The sequence below is a fragment of the Accumulibacter sp. genome (genome assembly GCF_029255145.1).
Classification (GTDB): domain Bacteria; phylum Pseudomonadota; class Gammaproteobacteria; order Burkholderiales; family Rhodocyclaceae; genus Accumulibacter.
Window position 1 is genome coordinate 19,063 of sequence record NZ_JAPUVQ010000060.1, and the last position, 9,739, is coordinate 28,801.

The following is a 9,739-nucleotide window of genomic DNA, read 5'->3' on the forward strand; positions in this document are numbered from 1 at the left end:
TGATTGTCTGGTGCAAGGGCGGCCGCGGAGAGCAAGGATGGTTATAATCGCAGCTCCGCTCCCCCGGCGTCACACCGGGACCACCCATTCCTGGATCGGCCCTTGTGAACTCGAGCCTGCTGCTTGCAGCGATACCCGCTACAGCCTTCGGTGCGTTCTTCCTGCCGCTGCTGCTGCAACGCTTCGGACGTGGCGCCGCGTCGCTGGCTGCAGCGGCGGTGATCAGCAGCTGTCTGGCGCTGGTAGTACAACTGGCGCCGACCATCTTTGCCGGGCAGACGGCACTTGCACGGCTGCACTGGTTGCCCGCCTACGGACTGGACCTCAGCCTGCGCATGGACGGTCTGGGGCTGCTGTTCGCCCTGCTGATTTGCGGCATCGGCCTGCTGGTCGTGCTGTACGCTTTCTACTACCTGCCGGACAGCGATCGTCTGGGCCGCTTTTTTTCGATTCTGTTGCTGTTCATGGCGGCGATGCTCGGTGTCGTGCTCTCCGAGAACATCCTGCTGCTGCTGGTCTTCTGGGAAATCACCAGCCTGTCGTCGTTTCTGCTGGTTGCCTACAGCCACGGCAAGTACGAGGCACGAATCGGCGCCCGCATGGCCCTGGCGGTCACCGGCGGTGGTGGCCTGGCGCTGCTCGCCGGATTATTGCTGCTCGGCCATATCGGCGGCAGCTACGACTTGTCGGTGATCCTCGCCGACGGCGCGCAGATTCGGGCGCACGCGCTCTACGCGCCAACGCTGATCCTGATCCTGCTCGGCGCGTTCACCAAGTCGGCGCAGTTCCCCTTTCATTTCTGGTTGCCAAACGCGATGTCGGCGCCGACGCCGGTCTCGGCTTACCTGCATTCGGCGACGATGGTCAAGGCCGGCGTTTTTCTGCTGGCGCGTCTGCATCCGGCGCTGGGCGGTACCGACCTGTGGTTCTGGCTGGTCAGCGGCACCGGCGCAACCACCCTGGTCTACGCCGCGGCAACAGCCCTTTTTCGGCACGACATCAAGGGGCTGCTGGCCTACTCGACGATCAGCCACCTCGGCCTGATCACCCTGCTGTTCGGTCTCGACACGCGGCTGTCGATCGTCGCCGGCGTCTTCCACATCATCAACCACGCGATTTTCAAGGCCTCGCTGTTCATGGCAGCCGGCGTCATCGACCACGAATGCGGGACGCGCGACATGCGCCGGGTCAATGGCATGTTCAAGCGAATGCCGATCACCGCCACGCTGGCAATCATCGCCGCCGGTTCGATGGCCGGCGTGCCGCTGCTGAACGGTTTTCTGAGCAAGGAGATGTTCTTCGCCGAAACCGTCGGTCACCCGCAGTTCGAAGCGCTCGCGTGGCTGCTACCGCTGGTCGCAACCATCGCCGGGATCCTTGCCGTCGCGTACTCCCTGCGCTTCGTCCACGACGTGTTCTTCAATGGCGAGCCGATCGACCTGCCGCGCCAGCCGCACGAGCCGCCGCGCTGGATGCGCGCACCGATCGAACTGCTGGTGCTGCTTTGTCTGCTGGTCGGCATGTTTCCCCAAATGACCGTCGCGCCGCTGCTCAGGGTCGCCGCCGCGGCAACGCTGCAGGCACCGCTGCCGGCTTTTGAACTGGCGCTGTGGCACGGTTTCAATCGGCCCTTGATGATGAGTTTGCTGGCCCTGGCGGGCGGCATATGCATTTACGCGCTGCGCGCGCCACTGTTCGCCTGGCAGGCGCAACTGCCAACAATGCACCCGCGGACCGCTTTCGAGCGCGCCTACCGATTGCTCGCCAACGCCGCTAGAGCTGGCGTCGGCCTGCTCGACAATGGCTCGCTGCAGCGCTACAACGCGCTGTTGTTTGGCTTTGTCCTGGTGCTCGGCGGCTGGGCCTTTTTCTCCGGACCCGAGGGCAGCATCCGGCTACCGGTCCAGCCGGCTGGCGAAGCGGCGTACCTGGCCCTTTTCGCCCTCCTGCTGGGCAGCGTCGGCGCCACCGTCCTGTACCGGCAGCGCTTGCTGGCCGTGATCCTGGCCGGGGTCGTCGGGCTGGTCGTGGCAATGGTCTTCATTCGCCTGTCGGCCCCGGACCTGGCGCTGACCCAGGTCGCCGTCGAGACCGGGACGATCGTCCTGATGCTGCTGGTGCTCTACTATCTGCCGACACACACGCCGTCGGCGAGCAGCGCCAGTCGGCTGGTACGCGACCTGCTGCTGGCCGTACTCGCCGGCGGCGGCCTGATGTTGGTCACCTTGCGGATGCTCGCCACACCGTTCGAAACCATCTCCGGTTTCTATCTGCGCGAATCGGTACCCGGCGGCGGCGGCACCAACGTGGTCAACGTGATCCTGGTCGACTTCCGCGGCTTCGATACGCTCGGCGAAATCACCGTGCTGGCGATAGTCGCCCTGGCTTCACACGCCCTGCTCGACCGCCTGACACTGATCGCGCCGCGGACCGATGGCGATGGCCGGCCGTGGTCGAGCGAAGCCCATCCGCTGTTTCTCTCGATGCTGATGCGGCCGCTGCTGCCCTTGGCGCTGACCGTGTCGGTCTACATTTTCCTGCGCGGACACAATGTGCCCGGTGGCGGTTTCGTCGCCGGCCTGATCACCAGCGTCGCGCTGGTCGTGCAGTACCTGGCCAACGGCAACGCCTTCGCCCCGCAGCGCCTGCCACGCAACGCCGCCGGGCTGCTGGCGCTGGGCCTGCTGCTGGCGAGCAGCGTCGGCATCGTCAGCTGGCTGTTCGGTCGTCCCTTCCTGACCTCCGCGCACGGCCACGTCTCGCTGCCGCTGATCGGCGAGTTCGAACTGGCGTCGGTGATGATCTTCGATCTTGGCGTCTACGTGGTGGTGGTCACCGTTGTGATCACCGTTCTCTCCGGACTTGGCCGGCTCTCGGAGCGTGCTCACCGCGAGCAGGCGGAGGTGTAATGGAAGTACTGCTCTCGATTGCCATCGGCGTGCTCACCGCCTGCGGGGTGTTCCTGATCCTGCGCTCGCGCACTTTCCCGGTCCTGCTCGGGCTGACCCTGCTGTCGTATGCGGTAAACCTGTTCCTCTTTGCCAGCGGTCGTCTGCGAATCGACGCCCCGCCGCTGATTCGCGCCGGCGCCAGCTATGCCGACCCCTTGCCGCAGGCGCTGGTGCTGACCGCCATCGTCATTGGTTTCGGGATGACCGCCTACCTGGCGATCCTCGCCCTGCGCGGCTTGTCGGAATCGGGCGCCGATCACGTCGACGCCCGCCAGGAATGATCCACGCGCACGCGCCGATCCTGCCGCTGCTGCTCCCGCTGGCGGCAGCCCTGCTGCAGATGGTCTCGGGCCACCTGCCCTTCCAGCGTGCGGTCGGACTGCTGGCGACCGGCCTGCTGGTGCTGCTGACCGGCTGGCTGACGCTGCTCGCCGACGACGGCCTATTGCGGGTCTACGCGCTCGGCGACTGGCCAGCGCCGTTCGGGATCGTGCTGGTAGTCGATCGCCTGGCGGCGGGGATGACCCTGCTCACTGCCGTTCTCGGCTTCCTGGTGCTGCTCTACGCCAGCGCCGGGTTCGACGAGGAGGGCCTTCACTTCCACCCCTTGTTCCAGTTCCAGCTGCTTGGCGTGCTCGGCGCATTTCTCACCGGCGACCTGTTCAATCTCTTCGTCTTCTTCGAAATCATGCTGCTCGCCTCCTACGTCCTGCTGGCGCACGGCGGCGGCCTGACCCGGACGCGCGCGGGAATCACCTACGTGGTGCTCAATCTGGTCGGCTCGGCGGTGTTCCTGATCGCGCTGGGTCTGCTCTACGGTACGCTGGGCACCCTGAATCTGGCCGACGTGGCACGCGTCCTGGCGCTGCCCGGCTACGATCGCTCGCTGGCCAGACTGGCCTGTGCGCTGCTGGTCGCGGTGTTCGTGCTGAAGGTCGGGCTGTTGCCGCTGTCGTTCTGGCTGCCACACACCTACAGCGCCGCTGGCGCGCCCGTCGCCGCACTTTTTGCGATCATGACCAAGGTCGGCATCGTCGCCATCCTGCGCGTGCAGGCCGTCGCTCTGGCGCCGGCGATGCCCGACCTGCTCGATCACTGGTTGACCACCCTGGCGCTGGCCACCATCGTTTTCGCCGCTCTCGGCGCGCTGGCCGCGGCTCGTCTGCGCGCCCTGGCCGCATGGCTGGTACTGCTCTCGGCGGGCACCATGCTGCTCGTACCGGCGCAGGCCAGCACCGAAGTCAGCGCGGCGGCGCTCTACTACCTGGTGCAATCGACGCTGGCCGGCGCCGCTTGCTTCCTGCTCAGTGACCTCATCGCCGCACAGCGCGGCAAGGTTGCCGACCAGTTCATGGCCGGGCCGCCACTGCAGGCGACCTGGCTGAAAGTCGCTTTCCTGGTCATGGCCACCACCGCCGCCGCCTTGCCGCCCTTCTCCGGCTTCATCGGCAAGCTGATGCTGCTGAGCAGCTTGCGTTCGGCCGCCGCCGCGCCGGTGATGTGGACGGTCCTGCTGACCAGCGGCTTCGTCGTCATGGCGGCGCTGGCGCGCGACGGCTGCTACCTGATCTGGAAACACAAGGCGACGGCCAGGCCGTTGGCGCTCGAAGCGATCGGCTGGCAGCGCGCGACCGCCGTGCTGCTGCTGGTCGCTGCCGGACCGCTGCTGGCCCTTCTGGCTCGCCCGCTTGCGGACTACACCGCCCGTGCCGCCGCCCAACTGCATGCGCCTGGCGGCTACGTGACCGGCGTCCTCGGAGCCAGCGCAACTAACCGCGAGGCCGCACCATGAGGCGCGCGATCCTGCCGCGCCCGGGCCTGTCGCTGACGGTCTTTCTGCTCTGGGCGGTAATCACCAATGCCGGCTCGCTCGGCCTGCTGGTGCTCGGCGCCGGGCTGGCGCTGGTCATCCCGCTGCTCACCCGCAGCTTCTGGCCCGATCCGCCGCGCCTGGTTCGTCCCTGGCGCGCAGTACGCTTCATCGGCGTTTTGGCGCTCGACATCGTCACCGCCAACTGGCGCGTCGGCCGCCAGGTCATCGGGCCGCTGCACCGGCTGTCGCCGGCCTTCGTCGAGGTGCCGCTCGACCTGCGCGACCCCTTCATCGCCACCCTGCTCGGCAGCATCGTATCGCTGACTCCGGGAACGGTATCGATCGACGTCGACCAGCAACGCTGGGTGCTGCTGGTGCACGCCCTTGACGTCCCCGACCCGGAAGCGCTGGTGCGCGAGATCAAGGAGCGCTACGAACTGGCGCTCAAGGAGATGTTTGCATGCTGAACGCGGCCATCGAAATCGCCTTTGTGCTGATCGGCGCAGCGCTGGTGCTCAACGTCTATCGGCTGCTGGTCGGACCGGATACCACCGACCGCATCCTGGCCCTCGATACCCTGGGAATCAACACCATCGCCCTGCTGGTGCTTTACGGAATCAGCCGGGCCAGCACCGCCTATTTCGAGGCGGCCCTGGTGCTGGCGCTGCTGGGCTTCGTCGGCACCGTGGCGCTGTGCAAGTTTCTCCTGCGCGGAGACATCAGCGAATGAACGCGGCGACCGAATTCGCCATCTCGCTGCTGATCATTGTCGGCGCGCTGTTCGTCCTGCTCGGCTCGATCGGCCTCGCCCGCCTGCCGGATTTTCTGATGCGCCTGCACGGCCCGACCAAGGCCACGACGCTGGGGGTCGGCGCGATGCTGCTCGCCTCGGCGGCGTTCTTTTCGACCGCGGACGACAGCGACATCAGCCTGCACGAACTGGCGCCCTTGTTCTTCCTGTTCATCACCGCGCCGGTGACCGCGCACCTGCTGGCCAAGGCAGCCATGCACCGCAGGTCGAAGTCGCGCCCCGCCGACAGCCAAGGCCAGAACATGCCCTGAGCAGCCGAGCAGGCCGATCGCTCAGGCCTGTGGCTTAGTCGATGGCCAGTGCTAGAATCGCGCCTCCGGACTCGCGGGTTCGGTGCTTCAACAGGCCTCGCCGGGCACGCGGCGGCGGTCAAGAGCGACAAGCGACAACAAGCCGACAACAAGGAACAACACAGGATGGCTGAGGAAGGTCAGTTTTTTCGCCCGGTAAAGGACTTCTGTCAACGCAAGGTGGTCACCTGCGGTCCGGACGATGCGCTGGTTGACGTGGTCCGGATCATGCGCGAAAAGAACATCTCCAGCGTCATCGTCTGCGAGAACAAGGTGCCGAGCGGCATGATGACCGACCGCGATCTGCGCAACAAGGTCGTCGCGTCGGGCGCCGACCCTTCGGCGCTGGTGGTTCGGGAAATCATGAACCGTCCGCTGTCGGTGATCGGCGAGGACGACCTGCTCTACGAAGCGCTGTACCGCATGTCGCGCCGAAAAATCCATCGCCTGGCGGTGGTCGATGGCAAGGGCCGGCTCTCTGGAATCATTACCGACAGCGACATCATCCGCCTGCAGTCGCACTCGCCGCAGCAGCTCGTCCTCGACATCGAGAACGCCACCGACATCGACGAAGTGAAGGCCGTATATGAGCGAATCCAGGGCCTGGTCCTGCATCTGAGCGGCAGCGGCACCAACACCCGCGACATGGTGCGGATGATCGCCCACCTCAACGACCAGATTCTGTTGCGCCTGATCGCGCTGATGCGCGCCAATCGCTTTGCCGACCTGCCTGACCGCTTCGCGTTCGTCGTCCTCGGCAGCGAGGGCCGCGGGGAGCAGACGCTGCTCACCGATCAGGACAATGCCATCGTCTACGGCGACGAACTGAACGCCGATCAGATCGACCGGATCGAGGAATTCTCGAAGGTCCTGGTCGATTCGTTGATCACCATCGGCATCCCACCGTGCCCCGGCGGCATCATGGCCAAGAACAAGGAGTGGCGGCGAAGCATCGGCAAGTGGCACGAGCAACTCGACCGCTGGCTCCAGACCCCGACCCCCAAACACGTTCTCAGCTGCGGCACCTTCGTAGACATCCGCACCATCTACGGCGACCCTTCGTTTGAACGGGACCTCAAGGCCCACCTGTACCAGCACGTGCAGCGCGACAAATTGTTCCTGATGCGGATGGTTGAAAGCACGCTGCGCTTTGCTCCGCCGCTGGGCTGGTTCGGCAAGGTCAAGGGGGAAAGCGGCGGCGAACACTCCGGCATGCTGGAGATCAAGAAAGCCGGTATCTTTGCCATCTCCGAGGGGGTCAAAGCGCTGGCCATCCAGGCCGGAAAGCTCGAGGGCAGCACCCACCAGCGCCTCGAAGCGCTGGTCAAAGACAAAGTGGTCACCCAGAAAATGGCCGACAACATTTCCGAAAACTTCGACTTTCTGGTTCTGATGCGCTTGCGCGGGCAGGTCGAAGCGGTGCGCGAAGGACGCACGCCGGACAACTACATCCCCCTAGCACGCCTCAACATGATGGAACTCGGGCGGCTGCAAATTGCCCTCAAGGGGGTCGAGAAATTCCAGGAGTTCATCAAGGCCCACTTCAGCCTTCATCTGCTGCGATAACGGCCTGCGGCAGGGGTGCGTCAGCGCCCGCCGGTCTTCGGCGCAGGCGCCTGGGCAACGCGGGGCAAATGGGATGCGCGCGACAGCGCCCTGGAACAGCTGGACTCAATAGCTGGTGGTGTCCGAATCGTCGGCCTTTTTCACCCCCGGCTTGCGACCGCGCGCCGGGGTCGGCGGATCGCACGATAGCCGGCAGCTGGTACCTTCGATCTTGCGGCCATCGATGTAGCGGGTCACCCGGCAACAGATCAGGTCGCCCAGTGCTGCAAGCCGCGCGACTTCGTCGCGCAAGTCGGCGATCGGGATATCGAGCGACTGCGCGATATCGACATCAAGCTGTTCGCCGTTGGCTCGCAGGAAACCAAGGATCGCATCGGTCATTCTGACACTCCCAAAAAAATACGTTCGCCAGTTGACGAAACGTCCTAGTGTGCGCCGCACGCACCGTTCTGGCAAATCCTGCCTGCAAGCACACGCCGCAAGGGGTGCCTTCGGCCCGGTATGGGCAGCTACGCGGTGGCTTGCAGACCAAGACCACAGCGTCCGGGTCGGGCGCAAAAAAACCCGGTGCCCAAGGCACCGGGTGGCGAGGAACGTGCCTGGCTAACAACGCATCGCGGGGCAGCGACGTGCCGCGTCCCGCTGCAGCAGCCTCAAGCAGTTTTCTCGAGCAGCCCGGCTACCGGCGCGGCGGTGGCCGGGGTGTCGGCCGTCACCGGCGCAGCAAGCTGGCCGGCGCTGGCATACGCCGTACGGGCCATGGCCATCAGCATCTTGCCGCTCGCCTTGGCAAAGTCCAAGACCGGAGGCGCACTCTTCCGCCCTTTATCGACCACCGCGACGAGACCACCGCTGGCCTGCGAAAGCTGGCTGCCGAAGAGGTCGACCATGGTGTTCGACGTTTCGCTGCAGATTTGGTAGGTGCGGCGCGAGTAGGCCACCGACTGCGAAACCGCCGAAATCGCCATCGGTTGCTGCAGCGCTTTCAGGCCGGCCAGATCCCTGACCGCGGCCAACGACTTGAAGTTCTCGGCGTTGCGTGCTGCGACGGCACGGGCGGTGTGCAGGTTCAGCGCCGCAAGTTTGCCGACACCGTCGAAGGACGCGTTGATGGCAGTCTTCAGCGTTTCAAGGCCAGCCATGCTGGATTTGGTGAATTGCTCAGCGACGTTGTACACGATATTCTCCTTGAAGTTGCGAAACTTAAACAGTGCCTCGGCTTCGCATCACCTGAGGCTATTTGCTGCAGTGCAGCGGATAAGTCATTTTAGTCTTCAGGCGGGGTTTGTCAAGACTTTTTGTTGCGTTGCAGCAATTACTGACGCAAGCAACGGACAGGCCTCGAACGGAGCGGACCCGAGTCAGCCGACTCACGCCTTTGCCCGGAGGGCACAGCGAACAGCATGCGAGAACCGACCCCCTATCAACTGATCGGCGGCGAAGCGTCAGTCGCCAGCCTGTGCGCCCGCTTCTACGAACTGATGAACACGGTGCCCCAGTTCGCGACGATTCGCGCCCTGCACCCCGCCGACCTGTGCGCGTCGCGCGACAAACTGTTCATGTTTCTTTCCGGCTGGTTGGGCGGACCCGACCTCTACGTGGAAAACATCGGCCATCCGATGCTTCGCCGCCGTCACCTGCCGTTTGCCATAGGAGAAGCCGAGCGCGACCAATGGGTGGCGTGCATGCTGCTGGCGATGGAGTCGATTGGCGTCGAGGAAGCGCTGCGCCAGAAGTTGCTGTTGTCCTTCTTCAACACCGCCGATTTCATGCGCAACCAGCCGCCCTAGACTGTGTTGACATTCAAGCGAGCCAAATGACGGCAACGGCGAGAGCGACGAACGAGAAGAAGCGTTCGGCGAGTTTGTCGTAGCGAGTCGCAACGCGCCGCGGGATCGCCCAAGCGCTTGGTCACCGTTTTTTGTGCAGCCGCTGCGTGCTGGTGGGCGTGTACGATGGAACTGTCGATGAATACCCCCTCGAAATCGGCGTCGTCAGCCAACTGGGCGAAGACCTGATGCCAAACGCTTCGACGCGACCATCGGCCAAAGCGTTGATAGACGCTATTCGATGGCCCGAATTCCGATGGCAGGTCTCGCCATGGACTGCCGGTCCGCGCAATCCACAAGACTGCTTCAACAAACAGACGATTGTCCGCTGCTGTGCGGCCCGGGTCGCCCTTCAGCCTTGTCCACTGTGGTATGAGCCTGAACGGGCCGCGCGTTTCCACTGAGACATGAGCCTCAAGGAAAATGTAGGGAGAGGACGAAACGGGTTGATCATCCTGCAGATGGTGATCAACATGAAC

General features: G+C 64.6%; 10 protein-coding genes and 1 pseudogene. 8 read left to right on the forward strand and 3 right to left on the reverse strand.

Annotated features, from left to right (window positions below; genetic code table 11):
• Positions 1 to 104 precede the first annotated feature (104 nt).
• From Q1L50_RS06370 to Q1L50_RS06400, 7 genes are all read left to right on the forward strand, one after another.
• On the forward strand, positions 105 to 2,909 hold the full coding sequence (locus Q1L50_RS06370; RefSeq protein WP_300336843.1) for a monovalent cation/H+ antiporter subunit A: 2,805 nt from the start codon (positions 105 to 107) through the stop codon (positions 2,907 to 2,909).
• Complete coding sequence (locus tag Q1L50_RS06375; protein WP_300336845.1) at positions 2,909 to 3,232, forward strand: Na+/H+ antiporter subunit C; 324 nt, start codon at positions 2,909 to 2,911, stop codon at positions 3,230 to 3,232. The genes Q1L50_RS06370 and Q1L50_RS06375 overlap by 1 nt, the downstream gene beginning before the upstream one ends.
• Positions 3,229 to 4,743: a monovalent cation/H+ antiporter subunit D gene (locus Q1L50_RS06380; RefSeq protein ID WP_300336846.1), complete on the forward strand. Its 1,515-nt coding sequence runs from the start codon at positions 3,229 to 3,231 to the stop codon at positions 4,741 to 4,743. Before Q1L50_RS06375 ends, Q1L50_RS06380 begins: the two co-directional genes overlap by 4 nt.
• On the forward strand, positions 4,740 to 5,231 hold the full coding sequence (locus tag Q1L50_RS06385; protein ID WP_300336848.1) for a Na+/H+ antiporter subunit E: 492 nt from the start codon (positions 4,740 to 4,742) through the stop codon (positions 5,229 to 5,231). The genes Q1L50_RS06380 and Q1L50_RS06385 overlap by 4 nt, the downstream gene beginning before the upstream one ends.
• Positions 5,225 to 5,494, forward strand: coding sequence for a K+/H+ antiporter subunit F (locus Q1L50_RS06390; RefSeq protein ID WP_300336850.1), 270 nt, complete (start codon positions 5,225 to 5,227; stop codon positions 5,492 to 5,494). The genes Q1L50_RS06385 and Q1L50_RS06390 overlap by 7 nt, the downstream gene beginning before the upstream one ends.
• Positions 5,491 to 5,826, forward strand: coding sequence for a Na+/H+ antiporter subunit G (locus tag Q1L50_RS06395; protein ID WP_300336852.1), 336 nt, complete (start codon positions 5,491 to 5,493; stop codon positions 5,824 to 5,826). The genes Q1L50_RS06390 and Q1L50_RS06395 overlap by 4 nt, the downstream gene beginning before the upstream one ends.
• Positions 5,827 to 5,991: 165 nt before the next feature.
• Entirely contained in the window at positions 5,992 to 7,431 is a 1,440-nt protein-coding gene (locus tag Q1L50_RS06400; protein ID WP_300336854.1) for a DUF294 nucleotidyltransferase-like domain-containing protein, read from the forward strand.
• A 105-nt stretch (positions 7,432 to 7,536) separates the two neighbouring features.
• Here Q1L50_RS06400 and Q1L50_RS06405 read toward each other — a convergent pair whose 3' ends face one another.
• A complete protein-coding gene (locus Q1L50_RS06405; RefSeq protein ID WP_300336856.1) occupies positions 7,537 to 7,812 on the reverse strand; it encodes an ArsR family transcriptional regulator in 276 nt (91 codons plus the stop codon).
• A 272-nt stretch (positions 7,813 to 8,084) separates the two neighbouring features.
• Positions 8,085 to 8,609 carry a phasin family protein gene (locus Q1L50_RS06410; RefSeq protein WP_300336858.1) on the reverse strand — a complete coding sequence of 175 codons (525 nt, stop codon included), beginning with the start codon at positions 8,607 to 8,609 and terminating at the stop codon, positions 8,085 to 8,087.
• Between the two features lie 225 nt (positions 8,610 to 8,834).
• Between Q1L50_RS06410 and Q1L50_RS06415 the strand changes: the two genes are divergently transcribed.
• Positions 8,835 to 9,221 carry a group II truncated hemoglobin gene (locus Q1L50_RS06415; RefSeq protein WP_300336860.1) on the forward strand — a complete coding sequence of 129 codons (387 nt, stop codon included), beginning with the start codon at positions 8,835 to 8,837 and terminating at the stop codon, positions 9,219 to 9,221.
• A 90-nt stretch (positions 9,222 to 9,311) separates the two neighbouring features.
• Here Q1L50_RS06415 and Q1L50_RS06420 read toward each other — a convergent pair.
• Positions 9,312 to 9,610, reverse strand: a pseudogene (locus Q1L50_RS06420) (IS5 family transposase); the annotation flags it as partial.
• Positions 9,611 to 9,739 lie beyond the last annotated feature (129 nt).

What these genes read in the sequence shown, in the direction of transcription:
- Q1L50_RS06400 (WP_300336854.1), top strand. Translation starts at nt 5,992, where the DNA reads ATGGCTGAGGAAGGTCAGTTTTTTCGCCCGGTAAAGGACTTCTGTCAA.
- Q1L50_RS06375 (WP_300336845.1), top strand. Translation starts at nt 2,909, where the DNA reads ATGGAAGTACTGCTCTCGATTGCCATCGGCGTGCTCACCGCCTGCGGG.
- Q1L50_RS06380 (WP_300336846.1), top strand. Translation starts at nt 3,229, where the DNA reads ATGATCCACGCGCACGCGCCGATCCTGCCGCTGCTGCTCCCGCTGGCG.
- Q1L50_RS06390 (WP_300336850.1), top strand. Translation starts at nt 5,225, where the DNA reads ATGCTGAACGCGGCCATCGAAATCGCCTTTGTGCTGATCGGCGCAGCG.
- Q1L50_RS06415 (WP_300336860.1), top strand. Translation starts at nt 8,835, where the DNA reads ATGCGAGAACCGACCCCCTATCAACTGATCGGCGGCGAAGCGTCAGTC.
- Q1L50_RS06395 (WP_300336852.1), top strand. Translation starts at nt 5,491, where the DNA reads ATGAACGCGGCGACCGAATTCGCCATCTCGCTGCTGATCATTGTCGGC.
- Q1L50_RS06405 (WP_300336856.1), bottom strand. Translation starts at nt 7,812, where the DNA reads ATGACCGATGCGATCCTTGGTTTCCTGCGAGCCAACGGCGAACAGCTT.
- Q1L50_RS06385 (WP_300336848.1), top strand. Translation starts at nt 4,740, where the DNA reads ATGAGGCGCGCGATCCTGCCGCGCCCGGGCCTGTCGCTGACGGTCTTT.